Source organism: Yinghuangia aomiensis, assembly GCF_039542225.1.
Taxonomy (GTDB): domain Bacteria; phylum Actinomycetota; class Actinomycetes; order Streptomycetales; family Streptomycetaceae; genus Yinghuangia; species Yinghuangia aomiensis.
Genome location: NZ_BAABHS010000032.1, coordinates 64566 through 91184 on the forward strand (window position 1 = coordinate 64566; position 26619 = coordinate 91184).

The following is a 26619-nucleotide window of genomic DNA, read 5'->3' on the forward strand; positions in this document are numbered from 1 at the left end:
TCGCGCCGGGCCCTTCGGGTTTCCGCCGACCGGGTCAGAGCGACACGACGTCCAGCTCGTCGTCGCCGTACTGCCGCCGGATCACCTTCTTGTCGAACTTGCCGACGCTGGTCTTCGGCACCGCTTGGACGATGCTCCACCGCTCCGGCACCTGCCACCGTGCGACGCGCGCCGCGAGGAACTCGCGCAGCTCGGCGAGCCCGGCCGTGGCGCCGGGCCGCAGCACCACGGTGGCGAGCGGGCGTTCGCCCCACTTCTCGTCCGGGACGCCGACCACGGCCGCCTCGGCGACGTCCGGGTGCGCCATCAGGAGGTTCTCCAGCTCGACGGACGAGATCCATTCGCCGCCGGACTTGATGACGTCCTTGGCGCGGTCGGTCAGCCGGAGGAAGCCGTCCGGGGTGAGCGTGCCGACGTCGCCGGTGCGCAGCCAGCCGTCGTGGAACCGGTCGCCTTCCGCCGAGTCGGCGCCGGTCTCGCCGCCGACGTAGCCGCCCGCGATCCACGGGCCGCGGACTTCGAGTTCGCCGACCGATTCGCCGTCGTGCGGCATGAACGTGCCGTCCGGGCCGACCAGCCGGGCCTGCACCGACGCGGGCAGCCGGCCCTGGGTGACGCGGTACGCCATCTCCGCCTCGCGGTCGAGCCCGGCCGGCGGCCGCGCCACGGTGCCCAGCGGCGACGTCTCGGTCATGCCCCACGCGTGGATGATGCGGACGCCGTGCCGCTCCTCGAACGCCTCCATCAGCGCGGGCGGGCACGCCGATCCGCCGACCACGACCTCGTGCAGCGACGACACGTCGGTCTTGTGCTGGTCGAGGTGGTCGAGCAGGCCGGTCCAGATCGTCGGCACGGCGGCGGCGATGCTGGGCTTCTCGGCGGCGATCATCGCGGCGAGCGGCTCGGGCTGGAGGAAACGGTCCGGCATGAGGATCGACGCGCCGGAGAGCATCGCCGCGTACGGCAGGCCCCACGCGTTGACGTGGAACATCGGCACGACCGGCAGCACCTTGTCGGTCGGGCCGAGGCCGAAGCCCTCCACCATGCACACCTGCATGCTGTGCAGGTAAGTGGAGCGGTGGCTGTAGACCACGCCCTTGGGGTTTCCGGTGGTCCCGCTCGTGTAGCACATCGCGGCGGCGGTGCGTTCGTCGATGTCCTCGGCCCACGGGAATTCGGTGGGCTGGCCGGCGATGAGGTCGTCGTAGCGGTGGATCTGCTTGCCCTGGCCTTCGAGCGGCGCGAGGTCGGCGTCGCCGGTGACGACCACGTGCTCGATGGTCGCCAGGTGCGGGAGGGCGGGGGCGAAGAGCGGGACGAGGCTGCCGTCCACCACGAGGACCTTGTCGTCCGCGTGGTTGGCGATGTAGATCAGCTGGTCGGCGGGCAGCCGCAGGTTGAGCGTGTGCAGCACGGCGCCGCTCGACGGGACCGCGAGGTAGCACTCCAGGTGCTCCTGGTTGTTCCACAGGAACGTGGCGACGCGCTGGTCGCCGGTGATGCCCAGTCCACGCAGCGCGTGCGCGAGCTGCGCGGTGCGCCGTCCGACCTCGGCGTAGGTGGCGCGGCGCGGTTCGGCGCCCGTCCACGTGACCACCTCGGACGTGCCGTGCACGGTGGTGCCGTGCCGCATGATCCTGGTGATCGTCAGCGGCACGTCCTGCATCGTGCTCAGCATCGTCAGACCTCCCGGGTCGGGTGCGCGGGGTGCGCGGTGTGCCGAGACCGGGGCGCGCGCTCGGCGCGCGGCCCCGGTGCTACCGGCGGGTACCCAGGATTCTGCTTGGCCTATCGCGGCTTGTCAGCCCCGGGTGGCGGCCTTTTCCAGGTCCGCCGCCGAAGTGGCGGCCGGTTCGAGGGATTCGCGGGCTTCGAGGACCTCCGCGGGCCCGTCTTCGGGGTCGTCCTTGCCGCGCAGGGCGGTCTCGCGGATGGCGAGCACCGCGAGGAAGCCGAGCAGCGTCACCGGCGTGGCGATCAGGAAGACGGTGTGCAGGCCTTCCAGGAAACCGTCCAGGACGGCGCCGCGCAGCGGGGCGTCCAGGGCGTGGATGGCGGACGGGCTGCCCAGCAGGTGGCCGACGTCGGTGCCGGGCGGCGGCGCGACGTGGCGTTCCTTCATCAGGTTCGGGATGTCCGCGGCGAGCCGGTTGCTGAGGATCGCGCCGAGGACGGCCACGCCGACGGCGCCGCCCATCGAGCGGAAGAACGACGCGGCGGAGGTGGCGATGCCGATGTCGTCCTTGTCCGCGTCGTTCTGGATGGCCAGCACGAGGACCTGCGACGACAGGCCGAGGCCGACGCCGAGGACGAGCATGTAGAGCCCGGCGAGCGCGAGCGGCGTGCCGCGGTGCAGCGAGGACAGCAGGAACATGCCGAGCGCGATCATCGGAAGGCCGATCATCGGGAAGGCCTTCCAGCGGCCGAACTGCGTGATGAGGCGGCCGGAGGTGACGGATGCGCCGAGCATGCCGAGCACCATGGGGAGGGTCATCAGGCCGGAGCGGGTCGGGCTCATGCCGCGCACGATCTGCAGGTACTGCGGCAGGTAGATCATCGCGCCGAACATCGCGAAGCCGACGAAGAACGAGCCGGTGCCGGCGAGCTTGAAGGTCCGGCTGCGGAACAGGTGCGGCGGCAGGATCGGCTGGACCGCACGGCGTTCCTGCCACACCGCGCCGCCGCCGAGGGCCACCGCAAGCAGCACGAGCGTGTAGGTGGTCGCGGAGTTCCACGCCCACTTCTGCCCGCCGAGCGACAGCGCCAGCAGGATCGAGGTGACCGCGCCGGTGATCAGCGCGGCGCCGAGGTAGTCGACGTGCGCTTCGCGGCGGACGTGCGGGAGCTTCAGCACGCGCTCGACCATGACGAGCGCGGCGACCGCGAACGGGATGCCGACGTAGAAGCACCAGCGCCAGCCGAGCGCGTCGGAGCCGACGAGGAAGCCGCCGATGAGGGGGCCCGCGACGGTCGCGACGCCGAACGCCGAGCCGATCCAGCCGGAGTAGCGGCCGCGGGTGCGCGGCGTGGTGACGTCGGCCATGATCGCCTGGGTCATCGCGGTGATGCCGCCGACGCCGACGCCCTGTGCGGCGCGGGCGGCGATGAGCTGGCTCATGCTCTGCGAGAAGCCGGCGAGTGCCGAGGAGAGCGCGAAGATGATCAGCGCGATGCGGAACAGCCGCTTGCGGCCGTACAGGTCGGACAGCTTGCCCCACAGCGGCGTCGAGGCCGTGGTGGTGAGCAGGCCCGCGCTCGCCACCCAGGCGAGCTGGTTCTGCCCGCCGAGGTCGCCGACGATCGTGGGCAGGGCCGTGCTGATGACCGTGCCGGATATACAGGCCACGAACAGCGAGACGAGCAACACGCTCATCACACGCATGATCTGACGGTGCGTGAACTCGCCGGCCACGGGAGTTTCCGTGCCGGCAGGTCTTTCTGACGTTGTGTCACTCGCCGAGACGCGCATGCTCCACCCCATCATTGTTTCGTGCAACTAAAGGTAGCGGCGTTAGTTGTGGCAAGCAACCGGAATCAAGATCCCCGGGAGCGGTGTGACGGGGCTCGCGTCGCGGAGGTCACGGCAATGCCTACGAACGAGTGAAAAACTGTGCCAATTCGACCGTTCGGGCTAATGCCCCCGTACGGCAGCAACGAGGATGAGCGGCATGTACGCGACGCACACTCCCCCTTTCGCGTCTCCCCCCGAGCCTCCGCCGGCCGCCTTCGACGTCGTCCTCCCCGACGCACTCGGCCATCCCGCTCTGGGATTCCGCGACGGCACGTGGTTCCGCATCGGCCACGCGCACCCGCCGCTCCCGGTCGCCGCCCGGAACGCGATCCTCGGGCACCCCGACGCGGCCGGCCCGATCGTGCAGATCATGTGCTGGTGGATGCGCGAGCACCCCGGCGACCGGCACGCCGTCGACCTGGCCACCGAACTCGCGCTGCTCGTAGGCGACATGAGCCGCAGCATCCCGACCCCGCGGATGCCGGTCGACAACCTGCCCGCGCCGCGCGACATCCGCGAGCCCTGGGCCGGATTCCGCGAGGCGCCCGCCCGGCCGGCGGAGATCGCCGCGGCCGCCGCGCCGGAACGCGGCGCCCTGCCCGCCGGGCCGGAGGCGCTGCGGCCCGCGGTCAGAGCACTGCCACCGGCCCCGCCAGCTCGTTCCGGTCGATGGTGATCGCCACCCCGCCGTAGGTCTCCTTCACGTTGCCGGCGTACTGGTGCACGCGGCGGCCCAGCCAGGCGCCGTCCGGGATGGCACCGTCGCCCGAGGTGACGGCCCGGTCGTCCCAGCGGGCGTACCAGAGCGCGTCGGGCAGCAGCCGGGTGCCGTCCGCCTTGAGCACATCCTCGATGCCGGAGTCGAGGCTGCTGTAGTAGCCCGCGACGTAGCCGCGTTCGTGCACCCGGAGGGTCCACGCGGACACGAAGTCCAGCACGTCGCGACTGCAGTCGGCGTTGCGGTTGTCGTACGCCTCCATGTCGAAGTACAGCGCGCTGCCTTCTTTGAAGCCCAGCGCGGCGGCGCGGTCGACCGCGTCGTCGGCGTCCTCCCGGCCCATGTCCCACGACCGGGCCGGGTCGATGCGCACCGCCTTCGTCGAAGCCGTGCAGGACGCCTGGGCGCCGACGTAGACCGGCAGGAAATCCCAGCCTTGCGCGTGCACCTGGCGCACCCAGTCCTGGGTCAGGCCGGCGTTCGCGCACGCCCGGTTGGCACCGCCGACGTAGATCCCGACCGCCTTGTACGGCGACGCGCGCCACGCGTCCATCGCGGCGACGGACGGCGCTTCGCAGGTGTCGAACCCCGGGGCGGCGACGGACCGCATCACCGATGCCTTGGGGGCGGACGTGGCAGATGCGGGCTTGGGCTTGCCGGACGCCGCAACGGCGGACGGCACGGCGAAGCCGACCAGGGCGAGGACGACGAGACCGGCAATTCCGGCACGGAAGTGAGGACGCACCCCACCACCTTGCGACCGGCCGCTCGCGAAAAGTGCCACATCATCGGCAACACGCCGGGCCGGCCCACCTGTTGGGCCGTCCGGGGGAACGACGCGGGCGCCGGAGGCTGTTCGCCTCCGGCGCCCGCGATGCACTGCTCCGCCGGTCCCGCCCCCGGACGCGTCCCGGGGCGGTCCCGGATCAGGCCTGGCTGAGGATCAGCCCGGATGTCGGCACACCGGTGCCGGCCGTGACCAGCACGTTGTGCACGTCCTCGACCTGGTTCACCGACGCGCCGCGGATCTGCCGGACACCCTCGGCGATGCCGTTCATGCCGTGCAGGTACGCCTCGCCCAGCTGGCCGCCGTGCGTGTTCGTCGGCAGCTTGCCGCCCAGCATGAGGTTGTTGTCGGCCACGAACCCCGGCGCCTCGCCGCGGCCGCAGAAACCGAACTCCTCCAGCTGCATCAGCACGAACGGCGTGAAGTGGTCGTACAGCACCGCCGTCTGGATGTCGTCCGGGGTGAGCCCGGACGTCTGCCACAGCTGCTTGGCGACGACCTGCATCTCCGCGAGACCGGTCATCCCGTCGCGGTAGAAGGAGGTCATCATCTCCTGGTTGCGGCCCGCGCCCTGCGCCGCCGCGGTGATGACGGCCGGCGACTGCCGCAGGTCCTTCGCGCGCTCCGCGCTGACCACCACGATCGCCTGGGCGCCGTCGGTCTCCTGGCAGCAGTCCAGCAGACCGAGCGGCTCGACGATGCGGCGCGCGTTCTGGTGGTCTTCCATGGTGATCGGCTTGCCGTAGAAGTACGCCGCCGGGTTGGTCGCGGCGTGCGCGCGGTCCGCGATCGCGACGTGGCCGAACGCCTCGGTGGTGGCGCCGTACACGTGCAGGTAGCGCTGCGCGAACATGGCGACCCACGACGCGGGGGTGAGCAGGCCGTACGGCATGTTCCAGCCGATCGCCACACCCTCGGCGCTGGGCTCGCGCTCCAGCACCCCCGAGCCGAACCGGCGGCCGGACCGCTCGTTGAACGCGCGGTAGCAGACCACCACGTCGGCCACGCCGGTGGCGACCGCCATCGCCGCGTGCGCGACGGTGCCGCACGCCGCGCCGCCGCCGAAGTTCACCCGGCTGAAGAACGACAGGTCGCCGATGCCGCACGCCTGCGCGACGGAGATCTCCGGGTTGGTGTCCATCGTGAAGGTCACCAGGCCGTCGACGTCCGACGGCTTCAGGCCCGCGTCGTCGAGCGCCGCGCCGACCGCCTCGGCGGCCAGCCGCAGCTCGGACCGGCCGGATTCCTTGGAGAACTCGGTCGCGCCGATACCGGCGATCGCGGCCTTGCCCTTGAGGTTGTCCGCGTGCTTGAGGCTCATGCCTGCCCTCCCGGGAGCGCGACGGTCACAGTCCCCGTCACGTGGTTGCCGAGCTTGTTCGCCCCGACCACGGACACCTCGACCAGGCCGTCGGCCTTCGCGGTGACCTTGCCGGTGATCGTCATCGTGTCGCCCGGGTAGTTCGGAGCACCGAGGCGGATGGCGACCTTGCGCAGCTCGGTCTCCGGACCGCCCCAGTCGGTGACCATGCGGCCCACGAGGCCGTTGCTGGTCAGGATGTTCATGAAGATGTCCGGCGAGCCCTTGGCCTGCGCGAGGCCCGGGTCGTGGTGGACGTCCTGGTAGTCGCGCGTGGCGATGGCCGTCGCGGTGATGAACGTGCGGGTCAGCGGGACGACCAGCTCGGGCAGTTCGTCGCCGACGTTGACCTCGTCGTACGTCCGGCTCGTCAGGTTGGTCATGCCCCTACTCCCTTGGAATTCCCCGCGCCGCTCGCGAACAGTGCGCCGAGCGTGGCCAGTTGCTGGATTCCGGTGCCGAGCGTCGCATCGATCTGACGCCCCCACAGGAAGTGCCGGTGGATGGGGTGGTCGATGTCCGACCCCATGCCGCCGTGCAGGTGCTGGCACGCGTGCACGACGCGCTTGCCGCCCTCGGACGCCCACCAGCGCGCGACCAGCGCCTGCTCGGTCGCCGCCTCGCCCTGGTCCATGCGCCACGCGGCCTCCAACGCCGTGACGCGGATGGCCTCGGTGTCCATGTAGGCGTCGGCGGCCCGCATCATCACACCCTGCTTGGTGGACAGCGGCACGCCGAACTGCTCGCGGGTCTTCACGTAGTCGACGGTGCGGGTGACGCCCTGCGCGCACACGCCGACCTGGAGCGCGGCGAGCGCGACCCGCGCCCGGTCCACGATCCACGCCGCGGTGGCCGGGCCGTCGGCCACGTCGCCGACCGGCTGCGCCGCGGCACCGGCGAGCACCACGTTGCCGGACGCCCACGGAGCGGTCGTCGGCGCGGCCTCGACGGTGACCCCGTCGGCGGCCGGGTCGACGACGAACACCGCGGTCGTGCCGTCCAGGTTCGCCGTCACCAGGATCCGGTTGGCGACCTGCGCCCACGGCACGGCGCGCTTGACGCCGTCCAGGACGTAGCCGCCGTCCGCCTCGCGCGCGGTCGTCTTGGGGGTGCCGGGCAGGCCGTTGCCGGTCTCCGCAAGGGCACCCGCGACGATCCGCGAGCCGTCCAGCAGCGCCGGAAGGTCCGCCGCGATGGCGTCCTCGGAGCCGAACTGGAGCAGCGGCAGCAGGCCGTAGACCAGCGTGTCGAGCAGCGGCACCTGCGCGGTGAACCGGCCCTGCTGCTCCAGGAGCAGCGCGAGGCCGACCATGCCGAGGCCGCCGCCGTCGTGCTTCTCGTCGATGACCGCGCCGGCCAGGCCCGAGTCGGCGACCTGGCGCCACAGGTCGGCGTCGAACTCCAGTCCGGACGCCTTGAGCTGCTTCATGCGGTCGTGCGTGGACCGCGCCTCGAAGATCTCGCCGGCCAGGCCGGCCAGCGCGTTCTGGTCCTCGGTGAGGTTGAAGTCCATGGTCAGGCCTCCTGCGCCGCGTCGACCGGCCGGAACACCGGCAGCTTCAGACCCGGGTCGTGCTCCACGAACTCCAGCTTGACGCGCATGCCGATGCGCACCTCGTCGTGCGGGATGCCGACGATGTTGGACAGCGTGCGGACGCCCTCGTCGAGTTCGATGAGCGCGACCGCGTAGGGCATGTCGAACGCCTCGAACTTGGGGTAGTGCATGGTCACGTGCGAGTAGATCGTGCCGTTGCCGGCCGACTCGACGGTGTCCCATTCCAACGACGCGCAGTTGTTGCAGCCCGGGCCGAACGGCAGCCGCAGCGTGTCGCACTTGGCGCAGCGCTGAATGAGCAGCTGCTCGGCGTCGATGCCGTCCCAGAACGCCTTGTTGTCGCGGTTGACGACGCGGCGCGGGCGCGGGCGGCGCTCGGCGGCGGGGGCCGCGGCGGGCTTCTTCGGGTGCGGGCGGTAGCGCAGGATGCGGAAGCGGTGCGTGCCGACCAGCTCGCGCTCGCCCTCCGCGCCGCGCACGAAGATGTTCATCAGCGTGGTGATGAAGTGGCCGACGCCGAGGCCGGTCGTCTTCTCCTCCGACACCGTCTCGATGAGCTGGTCGAACTCGATCGACTCGCCGAGGGTGAGCGGGCGGACGTACTCCTGCTCGCAGTTGGTCGCCACGACCGAGCCGAAGCCGGCGTCCAGGATCAGGTCGTACAGCTTCTGCACGGGGCTTTCGCTGCCGCCCGGGGCGCCGCCGGCCAGGCCGCGCATCGTCCACACCTGCAGCATCGTCGCGGGCGCGACGACCTCGCCGAAGTGCGTGGTCTTGGCGAAGTCCGGGTCGGTGTAGACCGGGTTGGTGTCGCCCATCGCCTCGGCCCAGTGCCGGATCATCGGCCCGTTGACCGGGTCGAGCCCGAGGATGCCGGACTCGGCGTGGATGCCTTCGAACTCCTTGAGCCGCGCGAGGAAGTCGGCCTTCTCTTCTACTGTGGTCACCGCTTCACCTTCGTCATCCCGAGCCGCACCATGGCGACGATCTCGCGCTGGACCTCGCTGACGCCGCCGCCGAACGTATTGATCTGCGCCCGGCGGTTCATGGCCTCCAGGTAGCCGTCGCTGAACGCGCCCGGCGCGCCCGGCCGCAGCAGGGCGTCGGGGCCGACGATCTCCATGAGGTTCCGGTACACCTCGATCGCGCCTTCGGTGCCGAAGAACTTGACGCCCGAGGCGTCGCCGGCGTTCAGCGTGTTGTTGCCGACGTCGTGGACGAGCCGCCAGCTGAACATGCGCACCGCGGACAGGCGGGCGTACGTCTCCGCGAACTTGAGCTGCACCCACGGCTGGTCGATGACGCGGACGCCGTCCTCGACCTCGGTCTCCTTGGCCCAGGCCAGGACCTCCTCGAAGAAGTCCTCGGCCTGCATGCCCAGCGCGGCGAGCGCGACGCGCTCGTGGTTGAGCTGGTTGGTGATGAGGTTCCAGCCGCGGTTCTCCTCGTACACGAGGTTCGTGTACGGGACGCGGATGTTGTCGTAGTAGGTCGCCGTCGTGGTCATGCCGCCGACGGTGACGATCGGGGTCCACGCGAAACCGGGGTCGTTCGTGGGCACCAGGATCATCGTGATGCCCTTGTGCTTGGGCGCCTCGGTGTCGGTGCGGCAGGCCAGCCAGATCCAGTCCGCGCCCTGCGCGGTGCTGGTGAAGATCTTCTGGCCGTTGATGACCCACTCGTCGCCCTCGCGGACCGCCTTGGTCTGCAGCGACGCGAGGTCGGTGCCGGCGGAGGGCTCGCTGTAGCCGATCGCGAAGATGATCTCGCCGGCCAGGATCTTCGGCAGGAAGTACTGCTTCTGCTCGTCGCTGCCGTACTTGATCAGCGTCGGGCCGACGGTGTTGAGGGTCACCATGGAGACCGGGGCACCGGCGCGGTAGGCCTCGTCGAAGAAGATGAACTGCATCTCCGGGCCCTTGCCCTGGCCCCCGTACTCGACCGGCCAGCCGATGCCCAGCCAGCCGTCCGCCCCCAGCTGACGGCGGATGAGGCGGGTCGTCTCGCCGCCCTGCTCGCCTTCGGCTTCGAGTGCGCGGCGGACGTCCGGGGTGATCAGGCGGGCGAAATACTCCCGCAGCTCGGCGCGCAGGGCGTCCTGCGCAGGTGTTGGGGCGAGATGCACGTCATCGGCTCCTTACTAGGCCCGGCCCGCGCGACCCGGCGAGGCCTCGCAGCCCGCGCACCACGCGGGTACTTGGCAGAGTCGAATTTCTCCCACTCGCAAGAGCTTGTCAATATCAAGCATCTCCCCCGCGCCCCGTCCCCGCCCGGCACCGCAGCCCCCGACTGGGCCATCGGCCAAGCCGCACCCCGCCACCGGCCCGCTCCGCGGACCCGCCGGGCCACCGGGACAGGTGTCGGACATCACGCCGAAAGGGGACGAGGGGGCATGCAAGGAGAAGGGGGAGGTGTGGCCCGCCGCGAGAACCGGGACATCAGGCGGCGAGGCGCACGGGGCCGGGGGTGCGGAGCGGGCGGGAGCCGGTGTGCGGGCACGATGGCGCGCGGCACGGACGGGATGCCAGGGCTTGCGGCGTCGGTCGGTGGGGCGGGAAACGTGGCGAGCAGGCGCAGCGGCCAAACCGTCGCCGCGAGGGCGGCGCCGCTGCTGCCCGGTCGGACTGCGTGGGTGGGGTGGGCGGCCTAGCGTGGTTTGTATGGATAGCGAACGGTTCGATGCGTCTCGGGAGCAGCCGGAGCCGGACGGGCCGACCGAGGACGCGGCCGCCTCGGCACCGCGTTCGGGCGGGCCGGAAAGCAGCGAGGGCGGTCCCGGAGCGTCGGGCGAAGACGGGTCGGCGGCGGGTCCTTCCGGCGAGGAGGCCGCACCCGGCGAATCGCCGGAGACCGGTTCCCCCGCACCCGGTGCGCCGCCGCCCCCGCCGCAGCACGAGCGGGCGCCCGCACCTGGTGAGCAGCCGCCCCGGCCCGCAGGCGCACCGCCTCCGCCGCCACCGCCACCGCACAACGCCCCGCCCGGCGCGGTACCGCCGGAGCCCGGCGCCGCACCACCTCCGCCCGGCGCGATACCGCCCGAGCCCGGCGCTGCACCGCCCCCGCCGCCCGCGCCCCCGCATCCGCCCTCCGCGCCGCCCCCGGGCGGGGCGCCTCCGCCGCCGCCCGCGCCCGAGTCGTTCGGGGGCGAGGGGGCCGCGGTGCCGCCGCCTCCGCCGGGGCCGCCCGGTTCCTACGGGGTTCCGGTCGAACGCGGCGCGGACCGGTTCGACGTGCGCACCGAGTGGCCCGCGGCCGCCGTCATGTTCTGCGGGGTGCTGGCCGTCGCGATGATGTTCGTCGACTGGCAGACGAGCCGCTTCCGCGGCGAATCGGTCAGTTGGGACGGCTTCAATCGGGAAGTCCTGCCCGCGGCGCCGATCATCCTGGTGATCATGCTGGTTGCCGTCGTCGCGGCGGCGGGCTGCGTGCTTCTTCTCCGACGGCCATCGCAGCTGGCGTTCGTCGCAATCCCGGCGTTCACAGCCATGCTCGTCATCATCATCGTGATCACCACGCTCGACGCGATGATCGGCAACCCGGTGCGTGCGGTCGGCGGCACCTTCGAAATCTCCGCCGGTGCCTGGCTCTGCCTCACCTTCACGATCCTCGCGCTGCTGATCAGCCTGGTGCCGCTCGGTGAGTCACTGCTCGCCGAGCAGAAGCGGCGGCAGCGGCGGCCCGTCGTGCCGCCCAAGCCCACCGAGCCGCCGCAGTTCCCTCACGCCGAAGGCGACTGACGGGGCGTCGCGCCGATCGTCGCGGCCAGCTCGTCGCTCAGGTCGTAGGGGCGTTCCGCGGGCAGCAGCGCCGACGCCGCGGCGAGGTCGCGGGAACGGACGAGGCCGTGGATCTCGTGCGCCAGGTCCGTCACGTCGGTGACGCCGACCAGCCACGCGTCCGCGTAGTCCCGCGTCGCCCGGCCGGCGAGGCCGAGCTGCAGGGAGCGGTGTTCCAAGGGCCGCAGGTGCAGATCGCGTTCCGGGTCCCACTGAATCCGCACGGTGGTCCGATGCAGGCGCCGTCCCCACGTATCCCGGTCCGGGTACACGCTCGTGTCGTAGTGGCTCAGGCACGCCCCGGCGAGCGCCTCGTCGAAGCCCGCGCGGGTGATCTCCAAGGCCAGCACGTGCTCTTGCAGCTTCTTCGTCGCCCAGCCGGAGCGGTACATCATCCACAGGAAACTGGGCTTGACCCACGTCATCCGGGACCGGCTCCAGGTGTCCGGGAACCGTCCTTCACGGGCGGCGTACGTCGCGATCTGCGGTTTGTAGGCCTGGTAGACGGTGATCGTCTCGTCGCCGTACCGCGCCCGGATCTGGCGGTACGGGAAGGTGTTCGCTTCATTCATCGCGCCGCCCAGTCTCGGGGCCCGCCCCCGGCGCGTTCCACCGGTTTTGCGCGCCCCTTGTCTCACGCCCGGTGCGCGGGCGATGCTCGGAGGCGAACCGGATGGCCGAAACCCGCCTTCCGGGACCTGCCACGAAGGCCGAGGCCGCGGCCGCGCAAGGGGGTGAGATGCCGTGCCCGATCCGTGTCCGCCGCACGACTGGGTCGACTGGAGCGGAAAGAAGCGCTGCCGCCTGTGCGGAACGACGATGTCGCCGCTCCGCCCCGTCCCTCCGCTACCGCCCTCCGAGGGTGACGGCGACGCCGCATGACCCTCCGGGTCCCGCCGCCGCCGGCGGGCTTCGCCACCGCGCCGCGGGTGCCGTGGGCGGAGCTGGAACCGCCGATCCGGGCCTGTGTGGAAGCCGCCGTCGGCCGGGTCGGCGATGCCGCGACGGTGTGGGCGGGCTTCAGCTGCGACTTCGCCGCCGCGCTCGGCACCGCGCACGGCAGCTATTTCGCCAAGGGGGTCCGCGCGGGGCATCCCGCCGTCCCGCAGCAGCGCGTCGAGGCGTCCGTCGCGCCGTACGTCACCGGGCTGTCCCCGCGCCTGGTCCGGCACATCCGCCGGTGCGGGTGGGACGTGCTGGTGTTCGAGTTCGTGGACGCCGACCACGCCGACTTCTCCCCCGGCTCCCGCGACCTGCCGCAGGTCGCCGACGCGCTGCGCCGCCTCGGCGACCTGCCCCCGCCCGGCGCCGGCGTGCCGCTGGCCCGGGCCGCCGACCGCTGGGCGGCCTATCTGGACACCGCGTCGCTCGCGCTGCTCGACGGGGACGCCCTCGTGCACACCGATCTCAACCCGCACAACCTGCTGGCCGACGGGCACCGCGCCTACCTGGTCGACTGGGCGTACGCCACGCGCGGCCCGGCCTGGCTCGACGTCGCCTACACCGTGCTGCGCCTCATGGAGCACGGCCACACCGCCGCCGACGCGGAGAACTGGGCACGCCAAATACCGTGCTGGAACGCGGTCACCGAGGCCGCCGCGGACGCGCTGGCCACCGCGCACACCCGGGCCTGGCGCGAACTCGCCGGGCCGGAGGACGCCCGCCGCTGCTCGGCGCGGGTGCGGGCGCTGGCCGGGGCGATCCGGCGCGGCTGACCGCGGCCGGACGGCCTGCCGCCGGTCACGTCACGCGTTGCAGGATGACGAACGTGTCGTCGAAGACGATCCGGTACGTCGCACCCGGATGCCGTGCCGACGCGTCCTCCAGGAGTTGGCGGCGTTCCTCGTCGCCGAACGCCGGGGGCCGGTTGACGGCGACGTAGTCCGGGATCACGCCGCCGGTCGCGCCGATCCAGTACACGTGCGCCCGGGACGGCAGCTGGGAGATCAGCCCGAGGTCGGTCTCCACGGTCGCGCCCTTGGCCACGTGCCGGACGGCCGCTTCCGCGGCGGGCAGCCGCGGCGGGGTCTTGTACTCGTCGGGCTCGATGAGCTTCGCCGCCGGCAGCACCGCGCACAGCGCGAGCGACGCGCCGAGCGCCGCGCCCGGCACGTTCCGGGCCCACGTGCGCATCCACGGCCGCGGCGAATCGGCCGACCGCCGGATCGCGTCGACGAGGGCGACGAACACGATCGGCATCAGCACCGCGTTGTAGTGCCAGTCCTGGCCCCAGTGGTTCGGGGTGTCGGACAGCAGGCGCCAGGTGAGCGTGGGGGCGGCGATGATCGCGACGGGCGAGCGCAGCGCGAGGAACCCGACCGCGCCGAACACCCACAGCAGGGTCTTGACCTTGATCCACGGCCAGAACAGGTCCTTCGGGAAGCCGCCGAAGATCCCGAACAGCGATCCGCCGCCCGCGCTCTTGCCCTGGTCGTAGACGCCGTCCGGGTTGAGCGCCGGGATCAGCACATAGACGGTCAGTGCCATCACCGCCGCGCCGATCACCATCACGGCGGCGCCGAGCCGCCACTGGCGCCGGGTCAGCAGGTAGATGCCGACCGCGCCGACGGTCAGGCCGAGGTCTTCCTTGACCAGCAGCAGCGGCAGGCACCAGAGAACCGCGGCGAGCCAGCGCTCGCGCAGCAGGGCTTCCAGCAGGAAGGCGAGGATCGGGACGGCGAAGGCGATCTCGTGGAAGTCGAAGTCGACCGCCCGCTGCACGCCCCACGACAGGCCGTAGGCGATCCCGATCGCCGTGCCGCGCCCGGACCCGAGGAAGTGCGTCGCCACCCGGGTGACCGGGATCACCGCGAGCGCGAAGAGCACCGCCTGCCCGACGAGCAGCGTGACCGCCGACGGGAACACCCGGTAGAACGGGGCGAGGGTGGCCAGGATCGGGCTGAAGTGGTCGCCGAGCTGGTTCATGCCGGGCTGCCGGACGTCCACGATCGGCGCGTCGAAGTGCGCGTAGGCCTTCACGGCCTGCTCGAAGATCGCCAGGTCCCACGACGGGTTCTCGACGTGCCGGAAACGCAGCACCGAGATGAGCGTGTACACGCCGAAGAACACGACGGCGAGCAGGTACGGCGTCGGGCGGGCGACGAAGTCCCGCGGCGCCCGGGCCGCTCCCGTCCCACGCTGCCCGGGAAACGTCAGCGATCGGATCCGCGAGGTCTGCACGTACGTTTCTCTCCCAGATCGGCGGCGCTTGTCCAATTCCGCGCCGGTCCGGGCAGCCGCTCCCCCTCCGCGTCAGCCTTGCGGGTGACGCTTGCGGAAATACGTCCAGCTGGTCTCGTTGGGCGCCGACCACTCCTCGGGCGAGTGCGCGAACCTCGGATCGTGGGCGGCGACGTACTTGCGCAGGTGCTCGGGCAGTTCGTCGTAGCCGCCGAGCTTGGCCCCGTGGCAGTGGTAGACCAGTCCGCCGGGGCGGGCGCCGCGGCGCATCCACGGCAGCCACGGCGCCAGGCGCGTCCACGAGAAATGGCACGGCACCGACGGCAGGTCGGCCGCGTCGAGGTCGGCCCGGCGGCAGAAGAACTGGAACAGTTCGGCGGCCCGGTAGACGTCGTCGGCGGAGTTGTCCGGGTAGGCCGCGACCGGCAGCGGGGACGGGTAGGCGAGCAGGATGTCCTGCGCCCACATCACGTCGCCGCCGACTTCGGTGACCGGCGCCCGCCACGGGCCGCGCGGCCCGTCGAGCAGCAGGTCCTGGTTCACCGGGTCGTTCCAGATGTGCAGCACCTCGTGCTCGGCGCCGGTGTCCGGGTCGGTCCAGGAGTCGAGGATCCCGCCGGTGCGCGGGTCCTGGTAGAAGGCCGCTTCGCGGGCCAGGAAGCGCCAGCCGCCGTCGACCTCGACCATGCGGCCCACGTTGAAGCCCTCGAACCGGAAGAGATGCCGGTGGTTCTCGCCGGGCGCCTGGCTGTGCACGTTGCCGGTCCACCACACGACGGTGTCCTCGGGCCCGGTGCTCGCCCGGGCGCGCACGAACGACCTGAGGTTGTCCGCGGGGTCGGCCAGGTCGGGGCCGTCCGGGGCGGGGCCGCCCGGGGTTTCGCGCTCGCTGACTTGGGACACGGGAGCCTCCGTGGGTCGGCGTCGCTCCGAAGCGTAGCGGTCCGGACGGGAGAGATGTATGGCTTACATCGACGGGTACCGCCTGGCCGAATCGCGCGTCCTCGACCTTGCCCAGCCGCTGCGGCGCGGCATGCCGCAGCCCGCGAACCATCCCCCGTTCCGGCTCGTGCTGGACCGCCGGCACGGCGACTACGTCCGCCCCGACGGCAGCTCGGACGCGAGCGAGATCGTCATCACCGGCGGGCATGTCGGCACGCACGTCGACGCGCTCGGCCACGTCGCGCAGGACGGGGTGCTGCACGGCGGCATCGCGGCCGCGGACGCGCAGGGCGGCCAAGGGCTGTCGGCGCACGGCATCGAAGCGTTCCGGCCGTACGTCGGCCGCGCGGTCGTCCTGGACGTGCCGCGGCTGTACGGCGTCGACGTCCTGCCGCCCGGGTACGAGATCACGGCCCACGACCTCTCCCGCGCGGAAGCACTCGCCGGCTCCGATGTGCGCCCCGGGCAGGCCGTGCTGATCGCCACCGGCTGGTCGCGCGTGTGGGACCAGTACGACGTGTTCACCGGGATGCGCGACGGCGTCCCCGGGCCGGGCCCGGACGCCGCCCACTGGCTCGCGTCGCGCGGCGTCCGCATCGTCGGCGGCGAGACCCTCGTGTTCGAACGCATCGCCCCGGGGTTGGGCCCGGCGCCGCTGCCCGTGCACCGCATCCTGCTCGTCGAGGCGGGGATCCACATCGTCGAGACGATGCGCCTGGACGAACTCCTGGACGCGGGCGTGGGCGAATGCCTGCTGATGCTCGCCCCGTTGCCGATCGTCGGCGCGACGGGGGCGCCGGTACGGCCGCTGGCCTTGATTCCGGAGTAGCGCGGGGACGGCACTCGCGGATGCCCTGGCCGCGACCGTGCCGACCGGCCGCCTCGTCACCTGCGCGGACGACTCCTGAGCCGGGCCCGTCAGCCGGTCTTCACCGCGACGATGCCCGTCCCCGGGGCGAACGCGCCGCGCTCCGCGAGTGCGGTCAAGGCGTAGAGCAGTTTGCCGACGTAGGTCTCGTCCAAGGCCACGCCGTGCCGGGCTCGGAAGTCCTCGACGAAGGTGCGGAGTTCCGGGGTGGTGCGGGCGTAGCCGCCGTGGTGGAAGTCGTCTTCGACGCGCCAGTTCGCCGTCGCGCGGCCGTAGGCGGCTCGCTGCAGGGCGGTGACTTCGCCGGAGAGGAAGCCGCCTTTGAGCACGGCCACGCCCAGGGCGGTGCGTCCCGGCGCGAGGCCGGCGGCGATCCCGGCGAGGGTGCCGCCGGTGCCGCACGCCACCGCCACCACGTGGTGGTCGACGTCGATCTCGGCGGGGAGTTCCGCGCAGCCGCGGACCGCGGCCGCGTTGCTGCCGCCTTCCGGAAGCAGGAAGAAGTCACCGTGGGCAGCCGCGAGTTCGGTGGCGAAGGCGGGTTCGGCGCGGCGGCGGTAAGTGCCGCGGTCGACGAAGACAAGCCGCATGCCGCGGGCGGCGGCGAAGGCGAGCGACGGGTTGAGCGGCCGGTCGGCGAGTTCGTCGCCGCGGACCACACCGATGGTGGCGAACCCGTACAGTGCCCCGGCCGCCGCGGTGGCGCGGATGTGGTTCGAGTAGGCGCCGCCGAACGTGAGCAGCGTCCGGTGGCCGCCGGCGCGTGCGTCGGCGAGGTTGTGCTTGAGCTTGCGCCATTTGTTGCCCGGCAGCTCGGGGTGGATCAGGTCGTCGCGCTTGAGCCACAGCCGCACGCCGCCGGACGCGAAGCGCTCGTCGGACAGCTCGGCGAGCGGCGACGGGACACGGGCCTCGGGCGAATCGGACATCCCGTCGAGGATACGAGCCGCCCCGCGCCCGCCGGTCACCCGTCGCCCTGCAGGCCCCGCACCTTCGCCGGGTTGACCTGGAAGCGCAGCGCGGTGATGAGCCCGGTGGCGTCGGTGTCGAAGGTGAACGCGCCGACCGCGGTGCCCGCGTAGCGCGCAAGGACGCCGGACTCGCCGTTGATCTCGGCCAGGTGCAGCTCGATGCCGGCCGGCGACGGCTTGGCGAGCACGCCGAGGATCCACCGGCCGACGTGGTCGGGGCCGTGCAGCGGGCGCCGCGCGGCGGTGACCACGCCGCCGCCGTCCGACCACGACGTGACATCCGGGGCGAGCATGGCGAGGACGCCGTTGAGGTCGCCGTCCGCGCACGCGTCGCGGAACTTCTCCGCGATGCGCCGCTGCTCGCCCGGGTCGGGGGTGAAGCGCGGGCGCCGGGCCTGCACGTGGGCCCGGGCACGGTGCGCGAGTTGGCGCGTCGTGGCCTCGGACTTGCCGATCACCTCGGCGATCTCGGCGTGCGAGTAGCCGAAGACCTCGCGCAGCATGAAGACCGCGCGTTCGGCCGGGGTCAGGGTCTGCAGGACGACGAGGACCGCCATCGAGACGGTGTCCGCCAATTCCGCCTCCTCGGCGACGTCGGGCGACGTGAGGAGCGGTTCGGGCAGCCACGGCCCGACATAGGACTCGCGGACGGCATGGGCGGACGTCATGCGGTTCAGGCTCAGGTTGGTCACCGTGCGCACCAGGTACGCCTTCGGGTGCTCCACCGTGTCTTGGTCCACGCCGTGCCATTTCAGCCACGCGTCTTGGACGATGTCCTCCGCGTCGGCGACGCTGCCGGTCAGCCGGTAGGCGGTCCCGAACAGCAGCCGCCGATGCGCGGCGAACACGTCCTCCGTCAAGCCGTCCGTCATGCCCCTCACCGTGGCATTCCCGGTCAACGCGCGGCAAGATCGCGAAGCCCGGCCGCGCAGTCCGGGAACTCCGGGAGCCAGCCGAGCCCGGCCGCGGCCTTGGCGTTGGACACGCGCATGTTCGTGGTGACCATGGTGTACGCGTAGGAGTACGGCCGCATCAGCCACCCGGGCACGTCGAGCGGCTTCGGCGTCCCGAACGCCGCGGCGACCGCGCGGACGTGCGCACCGAACCCCAGCGGCGTGTCGTCGACGATGTTGTACGCCTCCCCCGGCACGCCCCCGTCCACCGCCAGGGCGACGGCCCGCGCCGCGTCCGCGAGGTTGATCCACGGCAGCACCCGCCCCTGGTCCTTCACCGCGGGCAGCTTGCGCTTGCGCAGCATCGCGACGAGCGCGTCGGTGCCGCCCGCGCCGTAGAAGAGGCCGAAGCGCAGCCCGATGCCTTCGATGCCGGGAGTGCCGAGCATGAGCTCCTCCTTGACGCGCATGGCGTCGAGGTGGCGTTGGCAGGCGGCCGGCCGGCCGGTGGGGCCGTAGACGTCGGTGTCCTCGGTGAGGACGCGGTCGCCGAAGTCGCGGTAGCCGTAGCCGAAAACCATCGACTCGGAGATCATCCGGCGGGCCCCGACGGCCTGCGCGGCCTCGACGAGGTTGCGGGTGCCGTCGGTGCGCAGCACGTCGGTGGCGGCCATGTCGCGGTGCCGCATCGGCGGGCGGGCAAGCGCGGTCGCGGCGTGCACGACGGTGTCGACCGCGAGGCCGTCCACGGCGCGCAGCAGCGCGTCGCGGTCGGTCACGTCGGCGCGCACGTCGTTGCCCGGTCCGCGGCCGAGCCCGAGCACGGTGTGGCCCGCGGCGGCGAGAGCCTCGGCGACCTGCCGTCCGAAGACGCCGGTCGCCCCTGCCAGCAGCACGTTCTTGGTGTCGGTCATGTCCATGGGACAAGCGGGAACCCGCGAACGTGACACCCCAAGCCGCCCATCCGTATGACGCACGCCACAGCCGTGGGCCGCCGGTGTGAGGGAGATCCATCGACCCTGTTCCCCGGGGGTCAAGGAACGGATTTCCCCCTGTCTTGGCGCGATCACCAGGAGCACAATCCAGACGCGCCACCTGGTCAGCGCGCAGCCAGCCGCTCAGTGGCGCACAGGGAAGTCCGAAGGGGGACAGTCCGATGGCCGTCGGCCTCATCGTGACAGCAGTGATCCTGCTGCTCGTGGTCGTCATCGTGTTCAAACTCATGTGGCGGGTTGCGGAGCCCAACGAGGCGCTGCTGATCTCCGGTTCCCGGCACCGCAACGAGGGCCTCGCGGAGGGCCTCGGGTTCCGCATCGTCACCGGCCGCGGGACGCTCGTGCTGCCCGGCGTCCAGGCGGTGCGCAAGCTGTCGCTCGACCTCAACGCCGCGGACCTCGCGGTGGACTGCGTGACCAAGCAGGGCATCCCGGTGCACCTGCGCGGCGTGGTCATCTTCAAGGTCGGCGACGACTACATCTCGATCGCCAACGCGGCACGCCGCTTCCTCGACCAGCAGAAGCTGATGACGGACCGCGTGCACAGCGTGTTCGCGGGCCACCTGCGGTCGATCGTCGGCGGGCTGACCGTCGAGGAGCTGATCCGCGAGCGGGAGAAGCTGACCGAGCAGACCCGCGCGTCGTCCGGCTCCGAGATGGAGAAGCTCGGCCTCATCATCGACTCGCTGCAGATCCAGGAGATCGAGGACCCGACCGGCTACATCGGCAATCTCGCCCGGCCGCACGCGGCGGCCGTGGAACGCGACGCGCGCATCGCGCAGGCGCTCGCCGACCGGGACGCGACCGAGGCCGAGCAGGAGGCCGCGGCCCGCAAGGCCGAGGCGACCCGCAACAGCTGGGTGCAGCAGGCCGGGTACCAGGCCGAGATGGACAAGGCCGCGGCCGAGGCCAAGCAGGCCGGCCCGCTGGCCGAGGCCGCCGCGCGGCAGGAAGTCATCGTGCAGGAGACGCGGGCCGCCGAGCTGGAAGCGCAGCGGCGCGAGCAGCAGCTCCAGGCGGACGTCCGCAAGCCTGCCGACGCGGCGGCATACCAGACGCGCACCGTCGCCGAAGCGAACCGCGACGCGCGGATTTCCGCCGCGCAGGCGCAGGCCCGCGAGACCGAGCTGGCCGCGGCCGCCGAGGCGACCCGGGTGAAGACGGCGGCGAGCGCGGAAGCCGAGTCGGCCAAGGTGCGCGGCCTCGCGCAGGCCGAAGCCACCCGGGCGATGGGTGCGGCCGACGCGGACGCCGCGCGGGCCCGCGGCCTCGCGGAGGCCGAGGCGGCGAAGGCGCAGGGCCTTGCGCAAGCCGAGGCGGCCAAGGCCCAGGGTCTGGCCGAGGCGGAAGCGATCAAGGCGCGTGCCGCGGCGCTGGCGGAGAACCAGGAAGCGGTCATCGCGCAGCAGTTGGCGGAGAACTGGCCGGACATCGTCCGGGCGGGCGCGGAAGCGTTCGGCAACGTCGACCACATGGTGCTGCTCAACGGCGCCGACGGCATGGCGGACATGTTCGCCAAGGCGCTCACCCTCGGCGGCACCGGCCTGGGCCTCGCCCGGCAGATGCTCGCCGCGATGAACACGGACGGGACGGCCGTCGACGGGGTGCCGGAGGCCCCGGGCAAGCTTGCCAAGCACGGCAAGCCGGAAACGCAGGCGATCCCGGTGCAGGGCGACGCCGGGCAGGACGGGCGGAACATCACCCGCAAGTAATCTGCCACTGATCTGCTACCGATCTGCCCCTGATCTGCCCCTGATCCGGCGCCGCGGGCGGCGGGCCTTCCTTCGGGACGGGCTCGCCGCCCGCAGGCATGTCGTGCCTGTCAGGCTTGTCAGCCTTGTGGGGCTTGTCGTGCTTATCGGGCTTACGGTGCCGTGGTCTCCCCGACGGTCAGCGCATCCGGTCGCTGCGTGCCGGCCCGGTGACACCGGAGTGCGTCAGCAGCGCCACGAACCCGATCACGATCAGCGAACCCACCAGCAGTTTCACGATGAACCCGAGGAACGCGCCGATCACCCAGACCAGCAGCCCGGCTATGCCGAGCAGGACGAGCAGCGGTATCCCCAGGCGCAGCCACTCGGGTACGGAACCCATGGCATCCCCCAGACGCGGTCGCGGACGGTTTTACGGTCCTTGCAAGCGCCCCTCGCCGCCGGATATTTCGGCCGCTGCGGAGCGCCGGTGCAGTACTCGTTATCTGCCCGTTACCGGGGACGCGACACCCCCGTGTGTGGTTCCCGTGCCGGAAACCCGGCTCAGACCGGCCAGGCCTCGCGGCGCCACGCGGCGTCCCAGAACATCCACTCGTACTTCGACGTCGTGACGAAGTGCTCGATCACGCGCGCGCGTTCGGTGGCACCGAGGTCCGCGCCGACCCGGTCGGTCAGCTCCAGCACGGCCTCCACGGTCTGCTGGAACGCCTCGTCGCCGTAGGTGGAAATCCAGTGCGCGTACAGCGGGTTCGGCGAGGACTTCTCCAACAGCGCCTCGCCGACCCGGGCGTAGATCCAGTAGCAGGGCAGCACCGCGCCGAGGCCTTCGGCGAACGAGCCGCCGTAGGAGGCCGCGAGCAGGTAGCTGGTGTACGCGCGGGTGGCGGGCAGCACCGGTTCGGTGGCCGCCACTTCGGCGGAAGTCCCGTACGCGGTCAGGAAGTCCGCGTGCATCGCCTGCTCGGCGGCGATCGCCCCGGCAGCATCCGCGGCGAACTGGCGGACGGCGTCTTCGTCCGGCGCCTTGGCAGCGCACACCGCCAGCGCGCGGGCGTAGTCGCGCAGGTAGTGCGAGTCCTGCACGACGTAGTGGCGGAACGCCTCGGCGGGCAGGGTGCCGTCGGTCAGGCCCTGGAGGAACGGGTGCGCGAGGATCTCCGCGTACACGTCCTCGATCGCCGCCCACAGTTCGTCGCGGAACGCCATGGTGTGCCCTGCCTGCCTTTCCTTGCCGCGCACCGGCCGCGCCTCGGCCCGGTGCCCGTTCAGCCTAACGGGGCCGTCGGGCGACGGGTCGGGAGTGCCGCGGGTCACGACCCCCCAGGGGTCGGACTCCGGCGCGTCGAGACTCGGGCGCGTCAGGACTCGGGCGGGGAGAAGAAGACCAGCACGCGCAGCGCCTCGGTGATCCGGTGGAAGCGGTGCTCGACGCCGGCCGCCACGAACACCACGCTGCCGCGTGCGACATCCGTCACCTCGTCGCCCACGGTCAGGCTCGCCCGGCCGCTGACCACGACGTAGACCTCGTCCTGGCCGTGCGGCTTCTGGGTGTCGACCTCGCCGGGCTCCAGCGCGTACAGCCCCATCGAGAAGTGGCGCTCGTTCAGGAACCGCAGGTAGGCCCCGCGTTCCTGCGCCCGCTCCAGATCCAGGTCGTCGAGTCGGAACACCTTCACCGCGCGCCACTCCTCCACCGTCCGCGGGCCCCCACCGGGCACCCCGGGCCCGAAGATACGGCACCCGGACGCACACACCTCTCCACCGCGTGCCCGGCAGTGCACCACCGTTGCGCCACTGTTGGGCCACAGCAGCGCATCGGGACTTTCGGCGCCTCCCGCCAGACGGCCGCACCTGACACGATCGGGTGTATGAAGAGCCTTCTCGTCAAACTGCTCGCCAACGCGGCGGCCATTTGGATCACCACGCTGGTGGTCAGCGGTGTCAACATCACAGGTGACTCGTGGGGCAACAAAGCCGGCACGGTGCTGATCGTCGCGGCGATCTTCGGTGTCATCAACGTGCTGATCAAGCCGCTCGTCAAACTGTTCTCGCTGCCTCTGTTCATCCTCACCCTGGGCCTGATCACCTTCGTGATCAACGCGCTCATGCTGTGGCTGACCTCGTGGGTCTCCGGCAAGCTCGACTTGAGCTTCCACGTGGACGGGTTCTGGCCCGCCCTGCTCGGCGCGCTGTGCGTGTCGATCGTCAGCTGGGCGCTCAACCTGGTCTTCGACCGCGACTGACCCATGGCGGCCGGGCAACCGGCCCGTCGCCGTTTCACGTGAAACATTCCCGAGGAGGGACCGTGACGTCGGAAGGCACCCGCGCGATCCATGCCGGACACCCGCCGGTCCGGCCGGGCGGCCCGTTCACCGACGGGCCGGTGTTCGCCAGTACCTTCCACATGAGCGGCGACCCCGACGGCCCCTACCAGTACGGCCGTTTCGCCAACCCGACGTGGACCGCGCTGGAGACCGCGCTGGCCGACCTCGAAGGAGCCGCCGCAGCCGTCTCCTTCGGGTCCGGCATGGCCGCGGTCTCCGGCGCGCTGCTCGCCCTCGCGCAGCCCGGGCACACCATCGTCCTCCCCGCCGACGGCTACCCGGCCACCCGCACGGTGGGCACCCACCTCGCCGACCGCGGGGTGACCGTCCGACACGTCCGCACCGACACGGCCGCCCTCGCCGCGGCCGTCCCGGACGCCGACCTGGTGTGGCTGGAAACCCCCAGCAACCCCGGCCTCGACGTCTGCGACATCCCCGCGATCGCCGAACTCGCACACCGCCACGGCGCGCTCGTCGCGGTCGACAACACCCTCGCCACACCGCTCGGACAGCTCCCCCTCGCGCTCGGCGCCGACCTGTCCGTCGCCAGCGGCACCAAGGCCCTCACCGGCCACTCCGACGTCCTGCTCGGCTACGTGGCCTCCGCCGACCCCGCACTCGGCGACCGGATCCGCGCCTGGCGCACCATGACCGGCGGCATCCCCGGCCCGATGGAAGCGTGGCTCGCGCACCGCTCGCTGGCCACCCTGCACCTGCGCGTCGACCGGCAGACCCAGAACGCCACCGCACTGGCCGAACTCCTGAGCGCCCACCCGGGCGTCGCCGACGTGCGCTACCCCGGCCTGCCCGGCGACCCGGCACACGTCCTCGCAACCCGGCAGATGCGCCGCCCGGGCTGCATCGTCGTCTTCACGCTGCCGGACGCGGACACCGCCCAGCGTTTCCTCGCCGCCCTCGACCTGGTCGCCGAGGCCACCAGTTTCGGCGGGGTGCACAGCATCGCCGAACGCCGCGGCCGCTGGCCCGGCGACGACATCCCGGCAGGCTTCGTGCGCTTCTCCGCGGGCTGCGAGGACACCCCCGACCTGCTCGCCGACGTCACCCAGGCGCTGGACAAAGCCCTGGGCTGAACCGCCGGGCCAACCCGTCGGCCCGGCGGACCGGGCGCCCCGATTACAAGATCACGTCAACCCTGCGCGGTTTCCGGTCAATACCCCAGGATCCGGTGCACAACGACTTGTTCGCGCCCTCCGGGCCCGCCCAGGATGACTCTGGTCTTGGCGGGGACCGCACTTCAACAGTGTTTCACCACACGAATCCGGGCAGACATATCCCGGTGGGTATCCGGTGGGGGAACGAACGGCAGGGGGGTTCGTGGATCTGACGTTGCTGCGCACGTTCCTGGCCGTCCACCGGGCCGGATCCTTCACCCGCGCCGCACACCTGCTCGACCTCTCGCAGCCCGCGATCACCGCACAGATCCGCAGCCTCGAAAAGCAGGTCGGCCGCCAGCTGTTCCAGCGGCTGCCGCGCGGCGTCACCCCCACCACCGTCGCCGACGAACTCGCCGCCAAACTCGCCCCGCACCTGGACGCGCTGGAGGAAATCACCGCGCGCGACGTGCTCGGCACCGACCCGCTGCGCCAGACCGTGCACTTGGCGGGCCCCCCGGAGATCACCGGCAGGCTCGTGCTGCCCGCGCTCGCCGACCTGGTGCGCCGCGGACTGCGCCTGCGGGTGAGCCTCGGATCCGGCGACGACCTGCTCACCGGCCTGGCCGCGGCCCGCCACGACATCGTCATATCCGACGTCCGGCCACGGGTCCGCGGCATCACCGCCACACCGCTCGCCGACGAGGAGTACGTGCTGGTCGGCGCCCCGGCGTGGGCCGAACGCCTGCCCTGCCACCGGCTGGAAGCCGAAGGCCACCTCGCGCTGGACGGCGTGCCGCTGGTCGCCGGCAACGAGGAGCAGACCCTCGTCGAGCGGTACTGGGCCAGCGTGTTCGACACCAAGCCGACCACGCCGGCCGCGCTCGTCGTGCCGGACCTGCGGGCCGTCGTCGACTGCGCGCTCGCCGGCGCGGGCATCGCCGTGCTGCCGCGCTACCTGTGCGCCGAAGCGCTCGGCAGCGGTGCGCTGGTGGCTTTGCTGGAACCGGAAATCCCGCCGCTGAGCACGCTGTTCCTCGCCGTGCGTACGGGAGAGCTGAGCCGGCCGCACCTCGCGCAGCTGCACGCGCGGCTGGTGTCGCGCGCGGCGGGCTGGTGAACTTCCCGGCTGTGCGGGCGGTTTGGACGGTCCGGGCGGTCCGGGCGGTCCGGGCCTACTGCAGGTCGCGGCGGAGCAAGGTGAGGATGCCTTCGATGTTCGCGGTCAGGTAGGCCGCGAGGGTGGCGGGCACGACGTCGACGGTAGCCAGGCCTTCAGGGGTGAACGGCACCCGCACGACTTCGTACATGCCGTTGGGCTCGTCGACTTCGGGGCCGTGCCGCAGCGACGGATCGACGGACTCCAGCCGGCACGCGAAGAAGTGCTGCACCTTCACGCCGCCGCCGGGTTCGGGCACGGTGTCCACGAACGCCGGGACACACGAGGCGAGTTTCCCGCCCAGCTCTTCCAGCACCTCGCGCCGCAACCCTTCCACGACGGTAGTGTCGCCGTGCTCGACGCCGCCGCCCGGCGTGATCCAGTACGGCGTCCGCCCCGGCTTGGTGCGCTTGATCAGCACCAACCGGTCCTCGTCGTCGAGCAGGATCGCGCGAGCCGTCTTCTTGACCACTTCCCGCATGCTGCCGCTCCCAGGCTGTCCGTGCCGTCCCGCGGGACCGGCGGCTCTGGCGGATGCGCCCGCCACCGCCGCCAACCCCGATCCTGAAGAGATCATTCCGATTGCGGGGCCGGTTCATGCGCGAGGACAGGGTGGAGCAGCACGCGATTAGGGCCTGTTCTGGGTTCGGATCACGGTCGTGTGGGGAGGCTGCGGAGCCAGATCATGGCGCCGCGTAGGTGGAGTCCGGCGAGGTAGCTGTCGGGGGTTTTGTCGGTTCGGAAGGCTATGCCGCG

Annotated in this window: 26 protein-coding genes; 8 read left to right on the plus strand and 18 right to left on the minus strand. The window is 71.9% G+C overall.

Features of this window, described 5'->3' with window-relative positions; translation table 11 throughout:
- Positions 1-34: 34 nt before the first annotated feature.
- Both ABEA93_RS32855 and ABEA93_RS32860 read right to left on the minus strand, forming a co-directional pair.
- On the minus strand, positions 35-1678 hold the full coding sequence (locus ABEA93_RS32855) for a long-chain fatty acid--CoA ligase (RefSeq protein WP_345679536.1): 1644 nt from the start codon (positions 1676-1678) through the stop codon (positions 35-37).
- 123 nt (positions 1679-1801) lie between these two features.
- Positions 1802-3373 carry an MDR family MFS transporter gene (locus ABEA93_RS32860; protein ID WP_345679537.1) on the minus strand — a complete coding sequence of 524 codons (1572 nt, stop codon included), beginning with the start codon at positions 3371-3373 and terminating at the stop codon, positions 1802-1804.
- A 295-nt stretch (positions 3374-3668) separates the two neighbouring features.
- Between ABEA93_RS32860 and ABEA93_RS32865 the strand changes: the two genes are divergently transcribed.
- Complete coding sequence (locus ABEA93_RS32865; RefSeq protein WP_345679538.1) at positions 3669-4187, plus strand: hypothetical protein; 519 nt, start codon at positions 3669-3671, stop codon at positions 4185-4187.
- Here the strand turns inward: ABEA93_RS32865 and ABEA93_RS32870 are convergent.
- The 6 genes from ABEA93_RS32870 to ABEA93_RS32895 form a co-directional block, all read right to left on the minus strand.
- Positions 4141-4974 (minus strand): DUF1906 domain-containing protein, encoded by an 834-nt coding sequence (locus ABEA93_RS32870; protein ID WP_345679539.1) that lies wholly within the window; start codon positions 4972-4974, stop codon positions 4141-4143. The two genes, ABEA93_RS32865 and ABEA93_RS32870, sit on opposite strands and share 47 nt — an antisense overlap.
- 181 nt (positions 4975-5155) lie before the next feature.
- Positions 5156-6337: a lipid-transfer protein gene (locus ABEA93_RS32875; protein WP_345679540.1), complete on the minus strand. Its 1182-nt coding sequence runs from the start codon at positions 6335-6337 to the stop codon at positions 5156-5158.
- On the minus strand, positions 6334-6759 hold the full coding sequence (locus ABEA93_RS32880; RefSeq protein ID WP_345679541.1) for a MaoC family dehydratase: 426 nt from the start codon (positions 6757-6759) through the stop codon (positions 6334-6336). The genes ABEA93_RS32875 and ABEA93_RS32880 overlap by 4 nt, the downstream gene beginning before the upstream one ends.
- The gene (locus ABEA93_RS32885) at positions 6756-7889 is read right to left on the minus strand and encodes an acyl-CoA dehydrogenase family protein (RefSeq protein ID WP_345679542.1); all 1134 of its coding nucleotides are present in this window, start codon (positions 7887-7889) and stop codon (positions 6756-6758) included. Before ABEA93_RS32885 ends, ABEA93_RS32880 begins: the two co-directional genes overlap by 4 nt.
- Positions 7890-7891: 2 nt before the next feature.
- Positions 7892-8878: an OB-fold domain-containing protein gene (locus ABEA93_RS32890; RefSeq protein WP_345679543.1), complete on the minus strand. Its 987-nt coding sequence runs from the start codon at positions 8876-8878 to the stop codon at positions 7892-7894.
- Positions 8875-10056, minus strand: a complete 1182-nt coding sequence (locus ABEA93_RS32895) for an acyl-CoA dehydrogenase family protein (RefSeq protein WP_345679544.1) — start codon at positions 10054-10056, stop codon at positions 8875-8877. Before ABEA93_RS32895 ends, ABEA93_RS32890 begins: the two co-directional genes overlap by 4 nt.
- 1147 nt (positions 10057-11203) lie before the next feature.
- On the opposite strand from ABEA93_RS32895, the gene ABEA93_RS32900 reads away from it, so the two are divergent.
- Entirely contained in the window at positions 11204-11668 is a 465-nt protein-coding gene (locus ABEA93_RS32900) for a hypothetical protein (RefSeq protein WP_345679545.1), read from the plus strand.
- Here ABEA93_RS32900 and ABEA93_RS32905 read toward each other — a convergent pair.
- Positions 11650-12279 carry a DUF4291 domain-containing protein gene (locus ABEA93_RS32905; RefSeq protein WP_345679546.1) on the minus strand — a complete coding sequence of 210 codons (630 nt, stop codon included), beginning with the start codon at positions 12277-12279 and terminating at the stop codon, positions 11650-11652. The two genes, ABEA93_RS32900 and ABEA93_RS32905, sit on opposite strands and share 19 nt — an antisense overlap.
- Before the next feature lie 306 nt (positions 12280-12585).
- Between ABEA93_RS32905 and ABEA93_RS32910 the strand changes: the two genes are divergently transcribed.
- The gene (locus ABEA93_RS32910) at positions 12586-13422 is read left to right on the plus strand and encodes a phosphotransferase family protein (RefSeq protein ID WP_345679547.1); all 837 of its coding nucleotides are present in this window, start codon (positions 12586-12588) and stop codon (positions 13420-13422) included.
- Between the two features lie 25 nt (positions 13423-13447).
- Here ABEA93_RS32910 and ABEA93_RS32915 read toward each other — a convergent pair whose 3' ends face one another.
- Both ABEA93_RS32915 and ABEA93_RS32920 read right to left on the minus strand, forming a co-directional pair.
- Positions 13448-14887 carry a DUF2079 domain-containing protein gene (locus tag ABEA93_RS32915; protein WP_345679548.1) on the minus strand — a complete coding sequence of 480 codons (1440 nt, stop codon included), beginning with the start codon at positions 14885-14887 and terminating at the stop codon, positions 13448-13450.
- Between the two features lie 72 nt (positions 14888-14959).
- Complete coding sequence (locus ABEA93_RS32920; protein ID WP_345679564.1) at positions 14960-15733, minus strand: DUF1838 family protein; 774 nt, start codon at positions 15731-15733, stop codon at positions 14960-14962.
- 115 nt (positions 15734-15848) lie between these two features.
- Between ABEA93_RS32920 and ABEA93_RS32925 the strand changes: the two genes are divergently transcribed.
- The gene (locus ABEA93_RS32925) at positions 15849-16658 is read left to right on the plus strand and encodes a cyclase family protein (RefSeq protein ID WP_345679549.1); all 810 of its coding nucleotides are present in this window, start codon (positions 15849-15851) and stop codon (positions 16656-16658) included.
- A gap of 89 nt (positions 16659-16747) precedes the next feature.
- On the opposite strand, the gene ABEA93_RS32930 is transcribed toward ABEA93_RS32925, so the two are convergent.
- From ABEA93_RS32930 to ABEA93_RS32940, 3 genes are read right to left on the minus strand one after another with little or no spacing between them, the layout of a single operon-like run.
- Entirely contained in the window at positions 16748-17626 is an 879-nt protein-coding gene (locus ABEA93_RS32930; protein ID WP_345679550.1) for a 1-aminocyclopropane-1-carboxylate deaminase/D-cysteine desulfhydrase, read from the minus strand.
- A 35-nt stretch (positions 17627-17661) separates the two neighbouring features.
- A complete protein-coding gene (locus tag ABEA93_RS32935; protein ID WP_345679551.1) occupies positions 17662-18540 on the minus strand; it encodes an RNA polymerase sigma-70 factor in 879 nt (292 codons plus the stop codon).
- Between the two features lie 23 nt (positions 18541-18563).
- On the minus strand, positions 18564-19481 hold the full coding sequence (locus ABEA93_RS32940; RefSeq protein ID WP_345679552.1) for an NAD-dependent epimerase/dehydratase family protein: 918 nt from the start codon (positions 19479-19481) through the stop codon (positions 18564-18566).
- Between the two features lie 236 nt (positions 19482-19717).
- Between ABEA93_RS32940 and ABEA93_RS32945 the strand changes: the two genes are divergently transcribed.
- Complete coding sequence (locus ABEA93_RS32945; protein WP_345679553.1) at positions 19718-21268, plus strand: SPFH domain-containing protein; 1551 nt, start codon at positions 19718-19720, stop codon at positions 21266-21268.
- 178 nt (positions 21269-21446) lie between these two features.
- Here ABEA93_RS32945 and ABEA93_RS32950 read toward each other — a convergent pair whose 3' ends face one another.
- From ABEA93_RS32950 to ABEA93_RS32960, 3 genes are all read right to left on the minus strand, one after another.
- Complete coding sequence (locus ABEA93_RS32950; protein ID WP_345679554.1) at positions 21447-21650, minus strand: hypothetical protein; 204 nt, start codon at positions 21648-21650, stop codon at positions 21447-21449.
- 161 nt (positions 21651-21811) lie between these two features.
- A complete protein-coding gene (gene tenA, locus ABEA93_RS32955; RefSeq protein ID WP_345679555.1) occupies positions 21812-22582 on the minus strand; it encodes a thiaminase II in 771 nt (256 codons plus the stop codon).
- Positions 22583-22626: 44 nt separating this feature from the next.
- Positions 22627-22944, minus strand: a complete 318-nt coding sequence (locus tag ABEA93_RS32960; protein WP_345679556.1) for a cupin domain-containing protein — start codon at positions 22942-22944, stop codon at positions 22627-22629.
- A gap of 192 nt (positions 22945-23136) precedes the next feature.
- On the opposite strand from ABEA93_RS32960, the gene ABEA93_RS32965 reads away from it, so the two are divergent.
- The 3 genes from ABEA93_RS32965 to ABEA93_RS32975 all read left to right on the plus strand — a co-directional run bounded on the left by ABEA93_RS32965 (position 23137) and on the right by ABEA93_RS32975 (position 25824).
- Complete coding sequence (locus tag ABEA93_RS32965) at positions 23137-23511, plus strand: phage holin family protein (protein WP_345679557.1); 375 nt, start codon at positions 23137-23139, stop codon at positions 23509-23511.
- A gap of 38 nt (positions 23512-23549) precedes the next feature.
- Positions 23550-24683, plus strand: coding sequence for a cystathionine gamma-lyase (locus ABEA93_RS32970; RefSeq protein WP_425585192.1), 1134 nt, complete (start codon positions 23550-23552; stop codon positions 24681-24683).
- 244 nt (positions 24684-24927) lie between these two features.
- A complete protein-coding gene (locus tag ABEA93_RS32975) occupies positions 24928-25824 on the plus strand; it encodes a LysR family transcriptional regulator (protein WP_345679559.1) in 897 nt (298 codons plus the stop codon).
- A gap of 55 nt (positions 25825-25879) precedes the next feature.
- Here the strand turns inward: ABEA93_RS32975 and ABEA93_RS32980 are convergent, their stop codons facing one another.
- Positions 25880-26344 carry an NUDIX domain-containing protein gene (locus ABEA93_RS32980; protein WP_345679560.1) on the minus strand — a complete coding sequence of 155 codons (465 nt, stop codon included), beginning with the start codon at positions 26342-26344 and terminating at the stop codon, positions 25880-25882.
- Between the last annotated feature and the right edge of the window lie 275 nt (positions 26345-26619).